16 protein-coding genes are annotated in these 19,734 nt (G+C 38.0%); 8 read left to right on the top strand and 8 right to left on the bottom strand.

What is annotated here, in order from left to right; genetic code table 11:
• Positions 1-154 precede the first annotated feature (154 nt).
• A complete protein-coding gene (gene htpG / locus F8M47_RS07620) occupies positions 155-2,032 on the top strand; it encodes a molecular chaperone HtpG (protein ID WP_150539523.1) in 1,878 nt (625 codons plus the stop codon).
• A 128-nt stretch (positions 2,033-2,160) separates the two neighbouring features.
• Here the strand turns inward: htpG and metC are convergent, their stop codons facing one another.
• The 3 genes from metC to nhaB all read right to left on the bottom strand — a co-directional run bounded on the left by metC (position 2,161) and on the right by nhaB (position 5,621).
• Positions 2,161-3,351 carry a cystathionine beta-lyase gene (metC, locus tag F8M47_RS07615; RefSeq protein ID WP_150539522.1) on the bottom strand — a complete coding sequence of 397 codons (1,191 nt, stop codon included), beginning with the start codon at positions 3,349-3,351 and terminating at the stop codon, positions 2,161-2,163.
• A gap of 75 nt (positions 3,352-3,426) precedes the next feature.
• Entirely contained in the window at positions 3,427-3,966 is a 540-nt protein-coding gene (gene dsbB, locus F8M47_RS07610) for a disulfide bond formation protein DsbB (RefSeq protein ID WP_150539521.1), read from the bottom strand.
• 113 nt (positions 3,967-4,079) lie between these two features.
• Positions 4,080-5,621, bottom strand: a complete 1,542-nt coding sequence (gene nhaB / locus F8M47_RS07605; RefSeq protein ID WP_150539520.1) for a sodium/proton antiporter NhaB — start codon at positions 5,619-5,621, stop codon at positions 4,080-4,082.
• 173 nt (positions 5,622-5,794) lie between these two features.
• On the opposite strand from nhaB, the gene fadR reads away from it, so the two are divergent.
• Together fadR and F8M47_RS07595 are read left to right on the top strand one after the other, a co-directional pair.
• On the top strand, positions 5,795-6,523 hold the full coding sequence (gene fadR / locus F8M47_RS07600; protein WP_150539613.1) for a fatty acid metabolism transcriptional regulator FadR: 729 nt from the start codon (positions 5,795-5,797) through the stop codon (positions 6,521-6,523).
• Between the two features lie 8 nt (positions 6,524-6,531).
• Positions 6,532-7,602, top strand: a complete 1,071-nt coding sequence (locus tag F8M47_RS07595) for a PhoH family protein (protein ID WP_150539519.1) — start codon at positions 6,532-6,534, stop codon at positions 7,600-7,602.
• Positions 7,603-7,703: 101 nt separating this feature from the next.
• On the opposite strand, the gene tkt is transcribed toward F8M47_RS07595, so the two are convergent.
• On the bottom strand, positions 7,704-9,710 hold the full coding sequence (tkt, locus tag F8M47_RS07590; RefSeq protein ID WP_150539518.1) for a transketolase: 2,007 nt from the start codon (positions 9,708-9,710) through the stop codon (positions 7,704-7,706).
• Positions 9,711-10,099: 389 nt separating this feature from the next.
• Between tkt and rpmE the strand changes: the two genes are divergently transcribed.
• The gene (gene rpmE, locus F8M47_RS07585; RefSeq protein ID WP_005597698.1) at positions 10,100-10,312 is read left to right on the top strand and encodes a 50S ribosomal protein L31; all 213 of its coding nucleotides are present in this window, start codon (positions 10,100-10,102) and stop codon (positions 10,310-10,312) included.
• Positions 10,313-10,588: 276 nt separating this feature from the next.
• On the opposite strand, the gene F8M47_RS07580 is transcribed toward rpmE, so the two are convergent.
• Complete coding sequence (locus F8M47_RS07580; RefSeq protein WP_150539517.1) at positions 10,589-11,620, bottom strand: glycosyltransferase family 9 protein; 1,032 nt, start codon at positions 11,618-11,620, stop codon at positions 10,589-10,591.
• A 55-nt stretch (positions 11,621-11,675) separates the two neighbouring features.
• Between F8M47_RS07580 and F8M47_RS07575 the strand changes: the two genes are divergently transcribed.
• Positions 11,676-12,713: a glycosyltransferase family 9 protein gene (locus F8M47_RS07575; protein ID WP_150539516.1), complete on the top strand. Its 1,038-nt coding sequence runs from the start codon at positions 11,676-11,678 to the stop codon at positions 12,711-12,713.
• On the top strand, positions 12,714-13,598 hold the full coding sequence (gene ilvY / locus F8M47_RS07570) for an HTH-type transcriptional activator IlvY (RefSeq protein ID WP_150539515.1): 885 nt from the start codon (positions 12,714-12,716) through the stop codon (positions 13,596-13,598).
• A 64-nt stretch (positions 13,599-13,662) separates the two neighbouring features.
• On the opposite strand, the gene xthA is transcribed toward ilvY, so the two are convergent.
• Positions 13,663-14,466 carry an exodeoxyribonuclease III gene (xthA, locus tag F8M47_RS07565; protein ID WP_150539514.1) on the bottom strand — a complete coding sequence of 268 codons (804 nt, stop codon included), beginning with the start codon at positions 14,464-14,466 and terminating at the stop codon, positions 13,663-13,665.
• A gap of 87 nt (positions 14,467-14,553) precedes the next feature.
• The gene (locus F8M47_RS07560; protein WP_150539513.1) at positions 14,554-15,930 is read right to left on the bottom strand and encodes a Na+/H+ antiporter family protein; all 1,377 of its coding nucleotides are present in this window, start codon (positions 15,928-15,930) and stop codon (positions 14,554-14,556) included.
• Positions 15,931-16,165: 235 nt separating this feature from the next.
• Here F8M47_RS07560 and F8M47_RS07555 point away from each other — a divergent pair, with 235 nt between their 5' ends.
• Both F8M47_RS07555 and F8M47_RS07550 read left to right on the top strand, forming a co-directional pair.
• A complete protein-coding gene (locus F8M47_RS07555) occupies positions 16,166-18,235 on the top strand; it encodes an alpha-amylase (protein WP_150539512.1) in 2,070 nt (689 codons plus the stop codon).
• Positions 18,236-18,332: 97 nt separating this feature from the next.
• Complete coding sequence (locus F8M47_RS07550) at positions 18,333-18,641, top strand: CBU_0592 family membrane protein (protein WP_150539511.1); 309 nt, start codon at positions 18,333-18,335, stop codon at positions 18,639-18,641.
• Positions 18,642-18,711: 70 nt separating this feature from the next.
• On the opposite strand, the gene ttcA is transcribed toward F8M47_RS07550, so the two are convergent.
• Positions 18,712-19,668: a tRNA 2-thiocytidine(32) synthetase TtcA gene (ttcA, locus tag F8M47_RS07545; protein WP_150539510.1), complete on the bottom strand. Its 957-nt coding sequence runs from the start codon at positions 19,666-19,668 to the stop codon at positions 18,712-18,714.
• Between the last annotated feature and the right edge of the window lie 66 nt (positions 19,669-19,734).

Raw genomic sequence — 19,734 nt, 5'->3', positions numbered from 1 at the left:
CAGTTTAATAAAATTTAACGATTAAATTAGATTTTTTAATAGAAAATAACTTTGAAATTACTGCTTGAAAAACGTTGATTATTCCCCATCTACTAAGGCGTTTTTAAAAGCGGTTTGATTCCGCTTATTTTTTGCAAATTAAAAGAGGATAAAAATGAGTACTAATCAAGAAACACGAGGCTTTCAATCAGAAGTAAAACAACTACTTCAATTAATGATCCATTCACTTTATTCAAATAAAGAAATTTTCTTACGTGAATTAATCTCAAATGCTTCAGATGCGGCAGACAAACTGCGTTTTAAAGCATTATCGAATCCTGCGCTTTATGAAGGCGATGGCGAACTACGTGTACGAGTGAGTTTTGATGAAACGCTAGGCACACTCACCATCAGCGATAACGGTATCGGGATGAACCGTGAACAAGTGATTGATCACTTAGGCACGATTGCAAAATCTGGTACTAAAGAATTTTTAAATGCATTAGGTGCTGATCAAATTAAAGATAGCCAATTAATCGGTCAATTCGGTGTTGGTTTTTATTCGGCGTTTATTGTGGCGGACAAAGTTACCGTTAAAAGCCGTGCTGCAGGCGAAACGCAAGGTGTACTTTGGGAGTCGGCGGGTGAAGGCGATTACACTGTTGCAGATATTGAAAAAGCAAGTCGTGGTACCGATGTGATTTTGCATTTACGTGAAGAAGAAAAAGAATTTTTAAACGAGTGGCGTTTGCGTGAAATTATTGGAAAATATTCCGATCACATTGGCTTACCTGTCGAAATTCAAACCACAGAATATGATGAGGAAGGCAAAGTAAGCGGTCAAAAATGGGAAAAAATTAACAAAGCACAAGCGCTTTGGATACGTGCAAAAACTGAAATTTCTGATGAAGAATATCAAGAATTTTATAAGCATTTAAGCCACGATTATAACGATGCACTTATCTGGGCACACAATAAAGTGGAAGGTAAACAGGAATACACCAGTTTACTTTATGTGCCTGCGAAAGCACCTTTTGATCTGTTTAATCGAGAACAAAAACATGGCTTAAAACTTTATGTTCAGCGTGTGTTTATTATGGATGATGCAGAAGTGTTTATGCCAAATTATCTGCGTTTTATGCGAGGTTTATTAGACACAAACGACTTACCGCTTAATGTTTCTCGTGAAATTTTACAAGAGAACAAAGTTACCGCTTCACTGCGTTCAGCATTAACTAAACGTGCGTTACAGCTATTAGAAAAATTAGCCAAAGACGATCAAGCCAAATATCAAAACTTCTGGAACGAATTTGGTTTAGTGTTAAAAGAAGGCGTGGGCGAAGACTTTGCTAATAAGCAACAAGTGGCTTCATTATTCCATTTTGCTTCAACCCACAATGATTCGAATGAACAGACTGTAAGTTTGGCGGATTATGTTAGCAGAATGCAAGCAGGGCAGAAAGCGATCTATTTCTTAACGGCAGATAGTTATCTGGCAGCAAAAAATAGCCCACACCTTGAATTATTCAATAAAAAAGGCATTGAAGTGCTGTTATTGTCTGATCGTATTGACGAATGGGTAGTAGGACATTTAACTGAATTTGACGGTAAACCGTTGCAAAGCATCACCAAATCAGATTTAGATTTGGGCGACTTAGCGGATAAAGCACAAGAGGAAGAGCAAAAAGCGCAACAAGCGGAATTTGGATCTTTTATTGAACGTGCACAGAACTATTTTGGTGACCGTGTGAAAAAAGTGGTATTAACTCATCGTTTAACCGATACACCTGCGATTGTTTCAACTGATTCAGATGAAATGACGACTCAAATGGCAAAACTGTTTGCAGCAATGGGGCAGAAAGTACCTGAAGTGAAATATACATTTGAGCTAAACCCTGATCACAAAATGGTTAAGAAAATTGCAGATGTAGCAGACGAAGCAGAGTTTAATGATTGGATCGAATTATTGTTTGAACAAGCATTGCTGGCAGAGCGTGGCTCACTGGAAAATCCAACCGCATTTATCAAACGTATGAATAAATTATTGGGCTAATCTATTTTTACCCACTAAAAAGGCTATCGAAAGATAGCCTTTTGTTTGTGCTTTGTCGGTTGGGACAAGCGGTTAAATTTCACTGATTTTTTACAAAAAATATGGCAAAGTTACCCGCTTATAAAGCTTTATTTTAAGCGTTCAAAACCTTGTTCTAAATCAGCGATTAAATCTTCAACGGCTTCTAAGCCGACATGGATTCGAACCAATGTGCCATTTAATTTTCTGTTAATAGCAGGGCGAATTCGGGCAATTTCTTCTGGTTGGTTAGCGAGAATCAGTGATTCAAACCCTCCCCAAGAATATGCCATGGTAAATAATTCAAAATGATCTAAAAAGTTTGAAAGTTGTTCATCGGTTAATTTTTGGCAAAGTTCAAACGAAAATAGACCGCTTGAACCTTTGAAATCTCTTTTGAAAAATTCATGACCAGGGCAACTTTCGAGCGCTGGGTGGAATACTGCTTTTACTTCAGGACGTTGTGCCAACCATTGTGCCACTTGAATTGAGCGCTCTTGATGCTCTTTTAAACGAATACCAAGCGTGCGTAAGCCTCGTGCGGTGGTATAAGCGGAATCGGCATCCACCATTTGCCCCATTAAGTATGAGCGTTCACGGAGTTGATCCCAACAACGTGCATTAGCAACTGCCGTGCCAATCATTACATCGGAATGCCCGACTAAATATTTTGTGCCAGCTTGAATTGAAATATCAATGTCAAATTCAAGCGCAGGGAATAACACACCAGCCGCCCAAGTGTTATCAATCATAATCACAATCTCTGGATTTTGCTCACGGGCTACACGCACTAAAGTTGGAATATCAGGTACTTCCATCGTGAGTGAGCTTGGTGATTCTAAAAATAACACTTTAGTATTCGGCTGAATTAACGCTCGGATACCTTCACCAATGAGTGGATCGTAATATGTGGTACTCACGCCAATATTTTTTAAGATCACATTACAGAAATCTTGGGTTGGTTCATAAGCCGCGCCCGTCATCAATACATGATCACCTTGTGTAACAAAAGCGAGAATAGAATGCGTTACGGCAGCTGCGCCACATGGGTAAAGGTAGCAACCCGCTCCACCTTCTAATTCACACATTGCATCTTGTAAAGCAAAGTGGGTGAGAGTGCCTCGTCGTCCATAAAATAATTCACCTTTATAACGGTTGCGAGTGGCGTGTTTTTTTTGAGCAACGGATTCAAATACTAAAGAAGACGCTCGTTGTACAACAGGACTAACTGAACCTTGGGTATAACGAGGTTTTCGCCCTGCATGGACAAATTTGGTTTCAAGTTGAGATGAATTTGACATTGTGTTTCCTTGTTCTAGTTATGCGAAAGCGGTCGGATTCCAGCAAAATTTTGCAAAAATTCGACCGCTTGTAAATTATCTGAATACGCTACGGTATTGTGGTTTAGCTCGTTTGAATTGGCTAATTAATACGATTACGAATGCGAGAAAGAAGATTGCAAAAGCGACAATCAACCATTCAGGCATACCAAAGCCTAACATTTCCCATTGTTTTTCACCGCAATTTACAGGGCCTGAAGCAAAAATACTTGGGAACCATTGATCAAATGGCATCGTTTGTGGAAATTCTGGTTTAAATTCACATTGATTCCAAGGAGAGGGATTCGCTTGATAATCGTAGTGTTTAATTGCTAGCGCTAAGCCTTTAAAAGCGCTAAATCCCCAAATCAATAAAGCAAACCAGCGCATGAGGAAAAAGCGAGGTGCTAACGCTCCAATTAAACCCGCAAAAATCAGCCCTAAAATAGCTAGACGTTCGTAAACGCACATCACGCAAGGCACTAGCCCCATTCCATATTGGAAATAAATACCCGTTGCTTCAAGGGCAAAAGCAATAAAAGCCAATAAAAGCCATGCCGTGCGATTTAATGAAAGTTGTTTGAAATAATTGAGCATAAGCGTTCCTTTAGTTTGAATAGTTTAGCTACGGTTTAGCAGAGGTATTGTACCTGATTTTATCTCGCTTTCGTAAAAAAAATCTCCTCAATTAGGAGGAGATTTTTATTAAATTAACGAGTAATGAGCCAGGCCCAATGGGTCATTAATTCTGTAAGTGGTGGTAGTAAAAACTCTAAAGTAAGGAACCCTACCAAGGACAGCACAATAGTATAAGGCAATGCCATATATAACATTTTACCGTATGAAAGTCGGATAAGCGGTGCAAAGGGTGAAGTGAGCAAGAATAAGAATGCTGCTTGACCATTTGGCGTTGCAACTGAAGGTAAGTTTGTGCCAGTGTTGATTGCAACAGCTAATAAATCAAATTGTTCACGACTAATAATACCTGAGGTTAATGCGCTCTTCGCTTCATTAATGTAAACGGTACCAACGAATACGTTATCTGAAACCATTGAAAGCAAGCCGTTAAAAATATAAAACAGCGCTAATTGAGAGTGTGAATCGGCCGAAAGCACAAATTGGATAATTGGTTCAAATAATTTGAGATCAACAATGATCGCAACAATAGTAAAGAACACTACAATTAATGCGGTAAACGGCATCGGTTCTTGGAATGAACGACCAATAACGTGTTCATCAGTAATCCCACAAAATGCAGTACAAATAATGATAATGGTTAAGCCAATAATGCCCACATCAGCTAAATGGAGAGCTAAACCGACAATCAACCAAATACCAGTAAGCGCTTGAATGGTCATTTTTACTCGGTCTTGCTTGGTCATGCGTTGTTCTTTTAATAAGTTATAACGAGCAAGCACACCCCATACTCGGCGAGGTAAACGTTCGCCATAGCCAAATAATTTAAAGTGTTCTAGCAATAAACAAGTTACGATACCACAGAATAAAACGGGTAAACTAGTTGGCGCAACACGTAAGAAAAATTCAACGAATCCCCATTCAGCTTGACCTGCAATAATTAAATTTTGCGGTTCGCCCACCATAGTCATTACACCGCCTAAGGCACTACCGACTGCTGCATGCATTAATAAGCTACGTAAGAACGCACGAAATTGCTCAAGAATTTGTTTATTGGTGATGATTTTTTCATCGTTGCTGATATCGGTTGAATCTTCAAAATTGTTACCAGAGGCAACTTTATGATAGACGCCATAGAAACCTGTACCAACACTAATGATAACTGCAATTACCGTTAGCGCATCAAGAAAGGCAGATAAGAAAGCTGCATTTAAGCAAAAGGCAAGAGAGAGAAGTTTTTTTGAATGAATAGAGATGAGCAATTTTGTAAAAAGATATAATAACAATTGCTTCATAAAATAAATACCAGCCACCATAAACATCAGTAATAAAATAACGTCAAAATTTGCCATTATTTCTTCTTTGACGTGATATGGACTGGTCATACCAATAACAACTGCTTCAATTGCTAATAAACCGCCAGGTTGGAGTGGATAGCATTTCAACGCCATTGATAAGGTGAAAATAAATTCAGCAACTAACACCCAACCCGCGACAAATGGGCTGATAAAGAAGAAAATAAGCGGGTTAATCACTAAAAAAGCTAAAATAGCAAGTTTATACCATTCTGGCGCTTTACCTAAAAAGCTTTTGAATATAGCGTTTTGGCTATTCATTAAGGATCTCCTTGTAAATAAAAAATATAAGCTAATTGTAATCTAGTTTAGATTAAAGGATAATAGTAATTCCCCCGTATTCTGGGAATGTTTTTGATTTTGGATAAAAATCGTTTCTTTTATATTTATTTTTGCGCACATTTCGCAAGCCATGTTATGGAGGCATAAAAATGATGGACAGATCTTATATTTTAAAAGCTCAGAGTCCAGCTGCTCTTGCAGAAGAATATATTGTTAGGAGTATTTGGGATAAAAAATTTCCTGCAGGAACAGATTTACCCGCAGAGCGAGAGCTAGCGGATCGTATTGGGGTAACACGAACAACGCTACGAGAAGTATTACAGCGTTTAGCTCGTGATGGTTGGTTACATATTCAGCATGGTAAACCAACACGTGTAAATGATGTTTGGGAAACCGCAGGTCCAAATATTATTAGTACGATTATTAAATTAGATAAATCGTATTTACCCGTCATTATTGCTAACGTGGTTTCACTGCGTACCCGTATGGCAGAATCTTATATCCCCGAAGCAGTTAAATTAGATCCAGAAGAATGTGTACAGTATTTTGCACAATTGGATTCCTTACAAGATTCAGCAGAAGCATTTGCTAAATTCGACTATACCTTATTTAGACAATTCACTTTTACGGCGAATAAGCCTGTATATGCCTTAATTTTAAATAGCTTCAAAGGAATGTATCACCAAGTTGCGAGTATTTTCTTTGCAGATCCAGCTTGTCGCCAATTGACATTAGCTTTCTACCAAGAATTATTAAATGCTTGTTTAGAGAAGGATGCAGAGAAAGCAGCGAGAGCCATGATGCAGAATCGCCAATCTAGCAGCGAAATTTGGGGGAAGCTTTTACAAAATATTCCAGAAACTTTCGGTGAACATAAATAGGATGTATTTTGAACGAAATTCTCTTAACTTTAGAACCTCAAGATAACGCTCGTTTGCAATCACTGTGTGGTGCATTTGATGAACATTTAACTTTAATTGAAAAAAGTTTTAATCTTATTATTGCACGTAATGGATTTTCTTTTTCCATCCAATCTAATGATGAAAACCATTATTCGGTGTCGTTAATTCAAAATGCAGCAAAGTTGCTCAAACAGCTTTATGCCGATACCGCACCGATTAAAGGAAAAATTAAAGAATTGGATTTAGAAGATATTCATTTGGCCATTCAAGAAAGTCGAATGTTACTTCAAAGCCAGTGGACATCTGGGGTTCAAGGAGAAATTTCAATCAAAACTAAGCGAGGTGTGATTAAGCCTCGCGGTGAACATCAGCAAGCCTACCTAAGAAATATTCTCAGTCATGATATTAGTTTTGGTATCGGTCCTGCGGGGACAGGGAAAACATTTCTTGCTGTAGCGGCGGCGGTAGAATCACTCGAACGACAAGAGATTCGCAGAATATTACTGACTCGCCCTGCTGTTGAAGCGGGCGAAAAACTTGGTTTTTTACCTGGTGATCTCGGGCAAAAAATTGAGCCATATTTAAGACCTTTGTATGATGCTTTATTCGAAATGTTAGGATTTGAAAAAGCACAAAAGTTAATGGAGCGAAATGTTATTGAAATTGCACCGCTTGCTTATATGCGTGGTCGCACATTAAATGATGCTTTTATCATTTTAGATGAAAGCCAAAATACCACGATAGAACAAATGAAAATGTTCTTAACTCGTATTGGTTTTAATTCAAAGGCAGTAATTACGGGCGATATTACTCAAGTGGATTTACCTCGTAGTCAAAAATCGGGTTTAAAACATGCAATGGAAGTTTTAAAAGAAGTACCTGATTTAAGTTTTAATTATTTTGATAGCCATGATATTGTACGTCACCCCGTGGTGGCAAAAATTGTACAGGCTTATGATGTTTGGGAAGCTGAGGACGAGCAACGTTGTGAACAACGTCGTTTAGAAAAATTGGCTTTAGAGCAACAAAAAATTTTAGAACAAGCAGAGCAGTTATAGCTAAACAAGCGGGTGAATTTGCAAAAGATTTTACAAATCTGACCGCTTGCTGAAGATGAAAAAGGCGAGAATATATCTCGCCTTTTGTGTGTTTAGAGAAATTATAGAATTTCTTTTGCTTTTGCTACTACGTTTTCAACAGTGAAGCCGAATAGTTTAAATAATTGGTCAGCTGGCGCTGATTCACCAAAGCTATTCATGCCAACAATTCGACCTTCAAAGCCAACGTATTTATACCAGAAATCGGATAATTGTGCTTCGATAGCAACACGTTTTGTTACTGTGCTCGGTAATACGCTTTCACGATATGCCGCATCTTGTTTGTCGAATACATTCGTGCTTGGCATTGATACAACGCGTACTTTCACACCTTCTGCATCTAAAACATCAGCCGCTTTCATCGCTAAATCCACTTCAGAACCTGTTGCAATAAGGATTAAATCAGGACAACCACCTTTTTCACAACATTCACGTAAGATATAACCACCACGAGCTACGTTAGCTAATTGCTCTGCAGTACGTTCTTGTTGAGCTAGGTTTTGACGAGTAAAGATTAATGCGCTAGGACCATCTTTACGCTCAACAGCTGCTTTCCATGCTACTGCAGACTCAACTTGGTCTGCTGGTCGCCAAGTTTCTAAATTTGGAATAAAACGCAATGAGGCGGTTTGTTCTACTGGTTGGTGAGTTGGGCCGTCTTCACCTAAACCGATAGAGTCGTGTGTATAAACAAATAATGCACGTTGTTTCATTAATGCCGCCATACGTACTGCGTTATGTGCGTATTCGTAGAACATTAAGAAGGTTGCACCGTAAGGAATGAAACCGCCGTGTAATGCAATACCGTTCATAATTGCAGACATACCAAATTCGCGAACACCGTAGTTGATATAGTTGCCATCTACATTGTGATCAGCACGGATTGGTTTTGAGCCAGACCATAAGGTTAAGTTAGAACTTGCTAAGTCTGCAGAACCACCTAAGAATTCAGGTAAAATGTGTGCATAAGCTTCAATTGCATTTTGTGATGCTTTACGACTTGCGATAGCAGCTGGATTTGCTTGTAATTTTTCAATAAATGCTTTGCTTTCTGTTTCCCAGTTTGCTGGTAAATCGCCAGCCATACGGCGTTTAAATTCTGCCGCTAATTCAGGATATGCCGCTTCATAAGCTGCAAATTTAGCATTCCATTCTTTTTCTGCTACAGAGCCTTGTGCTTTAGCATCCCAATCTGCATAAATTTCAGCTGGAATTTCAAATGGTGCATATTCCCAGTTAAGCGCTTGGCGAGTTAATGCAATTTCATCATTACCTAATGGTGCGCCGTGACAATCGTGTGACGCAGATTTGTTTGGAGAACCATAACCAATAATGGTTTTACAGATAATTAATGTTGGGCGTTCGGTTTCTGCTTTTGCATTTTCAATCGCAAATTTAATTTGTTCTGCATCATGACCATCTACATTACGAATTACTTGCCAACCGTATGCTTCAAAGCGTTGTGCTGTATCATCTGAGAACCAGCCATCAACATGTCCATCAATTGAGATATTGTTGTCGTCATAGAATGCGATTAATTTGCCTAAGCCTAAGGTTCCTGCTAATGAACAAGCTTCGTGCGAAATACCTTCCATTAAACAACCGTCACCTAAGAAAGCATAAGTATAGTGATCAACAATTTTGTGACCTTCACGGTTAAATTGTGCTGCTAATGTTTTTTCAGCAATCGCCATACCAACTGCATTAGTAATGCCTTGACCTAATGGACCAGTAGTGGTTTCTACACCAGGAGCATAACCATATTCAGGGTGACCTGGCGTTTTAGAATGTAATTGGCGGAATTGTTTTAAATCTTCGATTGAAAGATCGTAGCCAGTTAAATGTAAAAGGCTATAAATAAGCATAGAGCCATGGCCATTGGACAGAACAAAACGGTCGCGATCAGCCCATTTAGGATTGGTTGGATTATGTTTTAGAAAATCACGCCATAACACTTCTGCAATGTCTGCCATACCCATTGGCGCTCCTGGGTGACCAGAATTGGCTTTTTGCACTGCGTCCATACTTAAAAAACGAATTGCATTCGCTAATACTCTACGTTCTGCCATGTGTTTACTCCTAGACAAGAAAATGACAAATATTCTATAAAATAATAGATTCAATAATGAAATTCATTCTACACTATTTTTGAAGTAATACTCAAAAAATCTCAGGAAAATCTGTGATCATCTTCACAAAACATGAGAAAAACTTGATTAAAAATGATTTGTTTTGATTGCCTGTTGCTTTGGGGATATTTTGTGGAAAATTCAGTGAATAATGTAGAGCGAGTATTGATCTTGATAGATAAATACCCTAGAATACGCACTCTTTTTGGCGTCGAGTAATTACTCGGCATATTTTTTATCACATATGGTACTTATCAGCGGATATACCAGCATTATAATGTAGGGTATAACAAGATAAGTGGCGATATGGCTTCATTAGAGGTTTTCCAATGAAACAAGGTATTCACCCAGAATATACAGAAATTACTGCAACATGTTCATGCGGTAACGTAATCAAAACTCGCTCAACAGTGGGTAAAAACTTAAATCTTGATGTGTGCGGTAACTGCCACCCATTCTATACTGGTAAACAACGTGTTGTTGATACTGGTGGTCGTGTTGAACGTTTCAACAAACGTTTCTCAATCCCAAGCACAAAATAATTTCCGAATTATTGACGAAACCTCGCAATTGCGAGGTTTTGTTTTATAGGCTTTAGAGAGATAAAAGGAACGTTAGATAAAATAAAAAACGATTGATAAAATTTACTTAGCTTTTTCCAAAGATTATTTTTGGCGCTAGAACTATAGTAGATACTGATACTGTTCGTTAAATATTAGAAATGTTTAGATAGCGGGAAAGAAAATTTTGGATCAAAAAATTGGTATTTACGAGATAAAGAATAATATAACGCTCCCTATTTAAAGGGAGCTTTTTAGTTATAAATGTTTTTTTATTTGATTATTTAGCCATTCGGAAGCAGCTTGAATATCAAAGTTATAGGTTTCACTGGCATTATTAGCTAAATTTTTACCCACTAATAGTAATGAATCCCCCCCTTTTTTAGTGATAGGAGCCCACATATTTGTCAGTTTAGGATTATTAGCATAGAACGCCAATAACGGTTTTGCACAGGCACAAGCCACATGAACGCCGCCACCATCTACAGCAATAACAATATCGGCAGAATTTACAAAAGCAAAATATTCTAAAATAGTCGTTTTAGGGCTTAATTTTAAATTTATGCCTAAGCGATTAATATATTCTTGAGCACCATGAGTATTAGTGAGTAAAAACTCAATCTTTTCAACATAATGTTGAGGAATATTATCCATTAATTGTTTTAATTCTGCTGGCGGTATTTCATTTTTACTACCCTGAGGATTTAATAAAATACGTAATGATTTATTTTTATTCCAAAATTTTTCAACTTTTTCAACCTGTTCTGAATTGAATGGAACGATATATTCGGCATCAGATTTAATATTATCTTTTATAATCGAGCAATTTAAATAGTTTTTGATATGTGTGTATTTGGGAATATGAGTTGAAAAATCATAATTTTTTACAGTGTTTAAATTATAATGTTTTTTCTCTTTTTTTCCGAAGTTTATACTAAATTTAGGTGCTAATAACCAATCGCAAAAAATACTTTTGCTGGTAAAAGACGGCATAAAATCGAGATATAAATCCCATTTGGCGTGTTCTTGTATATAAGTTGAGACAGACTCATCTAAAATAGCATCAATAAATCCTGCATGTTGGTAGATTAACTTATTTCGCTCAGTAACTAAAACACCGAGTTTGATATGTGGATTCGCTTCTTTAATTTGCCTTAAATGAGAAGTATGTACGATGGCATCACCAACGGCATCACCAATGGGTTTGAGTAAAATGGATTGAATATTGGCAAAATAAAACTGTTTTTTATGTTTTTTTGTTCCAAAAAATTTTATCACTAAAGATTTCATCTCTATAATATATTCCGTGTGAGCCTCTAAAAATTTCGCATAATGGTATGTAAAAATGAATATGAAAGCAATGTTAAGAAAGATTAGATTATCGTTAGGTAAGCTGTTTTTAGATAAAAAGATCAAAAATCCTGCCAGCAGCAAACCTTTTCCACTAAAAAAAATCCTATTCCTCCGTCAAGATGGAAAAATTGGCGATTATATCGTCAGTTCATTTGTGTTTCGAGAGATCAAAAAGCAATCTCCTGAAATTCATATTGGCGTAGTGTGTTCGTATAAAAATGCTTATTTATTTGAGGATAACCCTTATATAGATCAATTATATTTAGTGAAAACCAAAAGCATTGCGGATTATCTTCAATGCGGCCAACAATTGGCACGTGAACAATATGATCTATTGATTGATCCTACCGTAACGTTGCGGAATAGAGATTTATTATTTTTACGAACAATTAAGGCGAAATGCTATATCGGCTATGAAAAGTCACACTATAAGTTGTTTAGTTTAAATGTTAAAAATGAGCAACAGCATTTTGCACAGATCTATAAACAAGCGCTAGAACTGGCGGGGTTTAGCAATATTGATACCAGCTATGAAGTGCCACAAAATCAAGCAAGCGCTAACGCAATTAACACTTATTTAGCGGAAAATCAGCTTAACCATTTTATCGCGCTAAACTTATTCGGAGCAGGTTCGGCACGTCGTTTTAGCGATAGTAAAATTATAGAACTGCTTACTTATTTGAGAAAACATAGCGTGAAACCTATTGTTTTACTCACTTTTCCTGAAGTAACTGCAAAACTAAAACAGCTTGCGAGCCAATTTGAACATGTTTTTGTGTATGAAAATACTAAAACGGTGTTTGATACAATTGAATTAATTCGCCATGCAGATGTTTTAATTTCTCCCGATACTTCGACGGTGCATATCGCTTCAGGGCTATCTAAGAAAATTATTGGTTTTTATAGCTCGGATCAGCAAAATTTTATTCACTGGCACCCGAATAATCAGGCGGAAACGCATATTTTACGTTTTCAGCAAAGTGTTAATGAGTTAGATTTTAGTCAGATCAAAACTGAATGGGTCAACTAAATGGAATTCCAATCACTTAAATTGTTTTTAGATATTGCCCAAACACGCAGTTTTATTCGTTCGGCTGAAAATAATTATATGAGCGCTTCGACCCTCACGCGCCATATTCAACGCATTGAAGAGGAATTGGGGCAACCGTTATTGATTAGAGATAATCGCCAGGTACGTTTAACAGAAGCGGGCGAAAAATTTCTGATTTTTGCAACACAAAGTTGGTCGGAATGGCAACAACTACAGCGTCAGCTTTCACCTACCCAGGGAGAATTAGAAGGGGAACTGAAAGTATTTTGTTCGGTAACGGCAGCATATAGTCATTTGCCGCAAATTTTAGAGCGTTTTCGACAAGCTTATCCTAAGGTAGAAATTAAACTTAGCACGGGGGATCCTGCCCAAGCAGTGAATACGGTACATGCTTTTGAAGCAGATATTTCTTTAACGGGTAAACCCGAGCATTTACCAAATAGTGTTGTTTTTCATTATATTGATGATATTCATCTTTCGGTGATTGCGCCTCGCGTAGCTTGCATGGCAACGCAATGTTTACAGCAACAGCCAATTGATTGGCAAAATGTACCGTTTATTCTGCCTGTTGATGGGCCTGTTCGAAAGCGGATTGACCGTTGGTTCAAAGAGCAAAAAATCAAAGAGCCGCATATTTATGCCACGGTTACAGGCCATGAGGCGATTGTACCGATGGTAGCGTTAGGTTGTGGCGTGGCATTATTGCCCGATGTGGTGATTAAGCACAGCCCAATGAATAATCAGATTTCCTATCTAAAATTGCCCGCACCAATATCGCCATTCGAGCTAGGCATTTGTGTGCAAGAAAAACGATTACAAGAACCCATTATCAAGGCATTTTGGGAGTTATTACCAAAAAGCTAAAAAAGCAAGCGGTCAAATTTCACGGAGAATTTGCAAAAAATCCAGTAAATTTGACCGCTTGTGGTTATTTAAATACTGCCCAAACAGGGGCATGATCAGAAGGTTTTTCCATTGCTCGGATTTCTAAATCAATTCCTGTTTCTACACAGCGCTCTGCTAATTGTTTTGAGGCAAGTACTAAGTCAATGCGTAATCCTCGATTATCATCAAATCCTTTTGAACGGTAATCAAACCACGAGAATTTATCCGATGCTTCTGGATTCATTGCACGAAAAGTATCAACTAAACCATAATGATATAAACGATCTAACCATTCACGTTCTTCAGGTAAGAAAGAGCATTTGCCATCACGCAACCAGCGTTTACGATTTGGCTCACCGATACCAATATCTAAATCAGTTGGGCTGATATTCATATCTCCCATAATCACTATAGGCTTTTCAGGTGAAAGTTCGCTGTCTAAATAGTTTTGCAAATCAGCATAGAATTTTTGTTTTGCAGGGAATTTGGTTTCATGCGCGCGATTTTCTCCTTGTGGAAAATAGCCATTTAGCACAGTCAGTACACCAAATTCTGTTTCAATATCCGCCATAATCATCCGTTTTTGAGCATCTGCACTATCTGTTGGGAAGCCTTTACGCACTGCAAGCGGTTGTTTTTTGGTTAACAGTGCCACTCCATAATGGCCTTTTTGACCGTGGTGAAACACGTGATAGCCTAAATGATTCACTAAATCCCACGGAAAATCTTCATCGGCTACTTTAATTTCTTGTAAGCCGATAATATCGGGCTGATGTTTTTCAATGAGCGCTTCTAACTGATGAGGACGAGCGCGTAACCCATTAATATTAAAAGAAATAAATTTCATAATTAAACCCAAATAGAAACCACGGATAATACAAATAAGCGGTCATTTTTCCGCAAAAATTTGCATTATCCGTGGCGTAAATAAAAATTAAAGTGTCATTGCTGCAATCCAGCCGAACATTAATAATGGAATGTTAAAGTGTAAAAAAGTAGGTACAACTGAATCCCAAATATGGTCGTGTTTGCCGTCTGCGTTTAAGCCCGATGTTGGACCTAAAGTTGAGTCTGAAGCAGGTGAACCTGCGTCGCCCAGTGCTGCTGCAACACCTACAATAGCCATGGTAGCTAACGGTGAAAAACCAAATGAAACACAAAGTGGTACATAAATTGAAGTAATAATTGGCACTGTTGAGAATGAAGAACCAATTCCCATGGTGATAAATAAACCAACCACTAACATCAATAATGCTGCCATTTCTTTGCTTTGAATTGAGTCTCTTAACGCTTCTACTAATTCAGGTACGCCACCTGTTGCATTGACAACACTTGCAAAGCCAGATGCTGCAATCATTACAAAACCAATCATTGCCATTAGACGTAAGCCGTCTTGGAATAAATCGTTAGTTTGTTTTAATTTAAACACACCGCCTAATGCAAAAATAATTAACCCTACTAGCCCTCCCATTACGGTTGAGTTTGTCGCTAATTGCACAGAACAAGTCGTAAGAATCGCAACAATACTCACGCCAATCTGGAATGGTTTTACTTTCGCTACACGAGCAGCAACTTCATCAGCGGTTGGCTCTTTCACGTTTTCTATATAAGTACGAGGCTTACGGTAGGAAACAAAAAATGCAAAAAGTAAACCTAAAATCATACCCGATACAGGGATTGCCATTGCTTTAGTCATTTCTGGTGTGGTTGCAACTAAATTAAATGCTTGTCCTGCATGGTTAATATTTTTTACCAAAACGCTTTCAATAAAAATTTGACCGAAACCCGCTGGAATTAACATATAAGTTGCGGTTAAACCGAAAGTTAAAGCGCAAGCTACCGCACGGCGGTCAATTTTTAATTGATTCATCACACTTAAAAGAGGCGGAACTACAATCGGAATAAACGCAATATGAATTGGAATTAAGTTTTGTGATGAAATTGCAAAGGCGGTTAATACAAATAAAACAATATATTTAAACCAAAAAACTGAGCGTCCAGAAGGGCGAGAACCAAATGCAGAAATCACTTTATAGGCAAGTAAATCTGTTACTCCTGATTTTGAGAGTGCAACAGCAAATGCGCCGAGTACGGCATAATTCATTGCAGTTTCAGCGCCACCGCCTAAACCGCCTGTAAATTTTTCAATGGTTTTTGTGAGCGCTTCAAATAGGCTCATTCCATCAACCCCATAAAAACCGATCACCCCACAGGTTAATGCGGCAATAATTAGCGCAATTACCACATTGATTCTGAGCAAGCTCAAACCAAGCAATACGATAATTGAGATAACAACTTCGTTAGAGAACATTGTGTTTTACCCTTTTGTAATAGAAAAATAAGCTTTTAATGTAACGGAAAAAATACAGTTGTCGAGTATTTTTTTACAGAATAAACAAAATAATGGAACTTGCCTTTAAAGCGGTTGTCTTTTGGGCATTTTTACGCCCTTTTCCTCCTACTTTAGCTTTTGGAATGGGGAGGTTTTTTGACTTAATTTTTAACATTATATTGTATCGCGTCTAATTTATTTATCGGGAGGCTTTATGCATTTAGTCAAAAATTTTTGTACTTGGGCGTTTTGTTCTGCACTGGGGTTACCGTTACCAAACGCTTTCGCCAATAATTGGCAAAGTGAATTATTTCCAGAATTAATACAAACAGAAGATTTACAATTACAAGCCACGCAAATGTTGAAGAAGGGTGTTTATCCACTCACTTTTCAGGTGGCGCAAAAGTGTTTTCAATCTCAATCAGCGATTAAGCTAAATCAAACTATTTCTTTAGTGCCTTGTAGCGCAAACATTCCACAATTTCGAGTGTTTCGTGACGGTAATTATCACGTACAAATTGATTTAAGAAGTGGCACACCAACCTTACGTTTAAGTATCGAACAAACTGCGGAAACGAAGCCGAAAATTTGTCCTGTTTGGGACGGGCAAACGGTCGAAATTGACGTAAAAAATACCTTTAAAGAAGGTGAAAACATTCGAGATGCTTATTCAGGGCAAATTGCTCAGGTGATAAATGGCAAAATTCGTTTACAACCAGCGCCAGGCTCAAACGGTTTATTACTATTAGAGAGAGCCGTGACTCGAACGAGTGTAGAATTTGATTGGCACAATGCAACGGTTTATTTTGTGCTTACCGATCGTTTTTATAATGGCGATCCAAGCAATGATCATAGTTATGGTAGACGAAATGACGGCATGCAAGAAATCGGTACATTTCATGGCGGTGATTTGAAGGGGCTTACGCAAAAACTGGATTATTTGCAGGAGCTTGGTGTGAATGTGTTATGGATTAGTTCGCCCTTAGAGCAAATTCACGGTTGGGTTGGGGGCGGAGAAAAGGGAGATTTTCCACATTATGCCTACCATGGTTATTATCATCAAGATTGGACAAAAATTGATGCCAATATGGGCTCAGAACAAGAGCTACAACATTTAATTGAACAAGCTCACCAACGAGGCATTCGGGTCATTTTTGATATTGTGATGAACCATACAGGTTATGCGACACTGGCGGATATGCAAGAGTTTGGCTTTGGTTCACTTCATTTAAAAGGCGATGAAATTCAGCAAACTTTAGGTGAAAAATGGACGAATTGGACGCCAAAATCAGGGCAAAATTGGCATTCATTTAATAACTTTATCAATTTTTCCGATAAAAATGCTTGGGCAAAATGGTGGGGCAAAGATTGGGTACGTTCGGATTTAGGCGATTATGACAGCCCTAAATTTGATGATTTGCGTATGTCATTGGCATCGTTGCCGGATTTAAAAACCGAGGCACAACAAGCGGTTAAATTACCGCAATTTTTTGCAAATAAGCATACCAATGCCATCGAGCGTGAAAATACAACGGTTGCAGATTACTTAATTGGTTGGCTTTCGGATTGGGTGAGAAAATATGGGGTGGACGGCTTTCGAGTTGATACAGCAAAGCATGTTGAAAAAAATAGTTGGCTGGCGTTAAAACAGTCGGCAGAAAAAGCGTTGCAAGAATGGCAAGCGCATAATCCACAACAGCAATTTAATGATAAATTTTGGATGGTGGGCGAGGCTTGGGGGCATACTGTGATTAAAAGCGATTATTTCCAACATGGTTTTGATGCAATGCTAAATTTTGACTTTCAAGATCAAGCGAAACAAAGTTTAGCTTGTTTTGCCAATATTGAGCCGACTTATCAGAAAATGAGTGAAAAACTCACCGATTTTAATATGTTGAGCTACCTTTCTTCACACGATACACGTTTATTTTTTCATTCAGATAGCGAGCGAGATTTTAATAAACAAAAGACCGCTGCAAATTTATTAATGCTAGCACCTGGTGCAGTGCAAATCTTTTATGGTGATGAAAGCGGACGTGAATTTGGTTCGACTGGCTCGGATCCTATTCAAGGGACACGTTCAGATATGAATTGGGATAGTTTAAAAAATAAGCAAACAAATCAAGCGCTAAAATCGCACTGGCAAATCCTTGCCAATTTCAGAAAAAATCACATTGCGGTGGGAAAAGGGGAGCAAACGATTACATCTAATGAGCGGTATTTTGCTTTCAGCCGAAGCTATCAAAATGACCAAATTATGGTGGTTTGGGCAGGGAATTTTTAATTTTACACCACGAAAAACTGGGGTATACTCCGACTCCCTCTTGCCAAAATGGAGGGGAATTTGTGCTACAAATTCAATAAGAAAACGGAGGAAAAAAATGAGTGGTATGTTGAATTTTGATGCGCTTGACGCATCACAGCTAGAGCTGGTAAATACTTCGGCGCATATTGTCGGTTTTATTGGTATGGCGTGTGTAGTATTGGCATTTTGGTTTGTCGTGAGTGAACGCTGGAAACCAACATCTTTGTCATATAATATTTTAAATGGCATTGGTGCTGTGTTATTGATTCTTAGCTTGTGTGTACATTTTAATTTAGGTTCGTTTGTGATTGAGGTTTTTTGGATTTCAATTTCTGCAATGGGCATTTATAAAAACCTTGCGAGACGTAAACTAGCCACCGCTTAAATGCAAAAAAGCAGTTAAATTTGACCGCTTGTAAACGAAAAGAGCAAACCCGAAAGTTTGCTCTTTGTTTTTATTGAACTTCTTTAAATTGAATCATACCGTTTTCGCTGTAATCAATTTGCTCGTCTTCATCTTGAATCAGAGGAGGCTGAGTTGGGAGCTCGGCTTTATCAAAAGCAATATCACCTTCTACACCCTCTAACATTTGACCTCGTTTTAGCCCTTTGAAATCAAATAATGTCGGATCGCAAAGATGCGAGAGAGTAATGTTCTGCATTGCGCTAAACATGGTTTCAATACGCCCTGGGTATTGGCGATCCCAAGTTTGAAGCATTTCTTTTACCACTTGGCGCTGTAAGTTAGGTTGTGATCCACACAGATTACAAGGGATGATCGGGAATTGCTTCGCTTGTGAATATTTTTCAATGTCCTTTTCTTTGCAATAAGCCAACGGGCGAATCACAATTTGCTTACCGTCATCTGAAATCAGTTTTGGTGGCATTGATTTTAACTTACCGCCGTAAAACATATTTAAAAAGAGTGTTTCTAACATATCATCGCGGTGATGACCCAGTGCAATTTTTGTTGCGCCAAGCTCGGTTGCAGTGCGATATAAAATCCCACGGCGTAAGCGTGAGCAGAGTGAGCAAGTGGTTTTTCCTTCAGGAATTTTTTCTTTTACGATACCGTAAGTATTTTCTTCAACGATTTTGTATTCTACCCCAATAGATGCTAAGTATTCAGGCAAAATATGTTCTGGGAAACCAGGTTGTTTTTGGTCTAAATTTACCGCCACAATATCAAAATGAATTGGTGCACTTAATTTTAGATTGAGCAGAATATCTAATAACGTGTAGCTATCTTTCCCACCAGATAAGCAAACCATTACTTTATCGCCTTCTTCAATCATGTTGAAATCAGCAATCGCATTGCCCACATTGCGACGTAAACGTTTTTGTAATTTGTTAAAATTATAGGCAAGTTTTTTTTCTTGTTGGAGAGTAGCTGATTGAGTCTCTTGGTTCATAATACTAGGTAATTAAGTAAATTTTTCGGTATTATGTAGCAGTTACACAGGCATTTTGTTGTAGGT

This window comes from Actinobacillus vicugnae (genome assembly GCF_901687125.1).
Taxonomy (GTDB): domain Bacteria; phylum Pseudomonadota; class Gammaproteobacteria; order Enterobacterales; family Pasteurellaceae; genus Actinobacillus; species Actinobacillus vicugnae.
The sequence above is the reverse complement of the archived record's forward strand: the minus strand, read 5'-3'. Positions and strand labels throughout refer to the sequence as shown.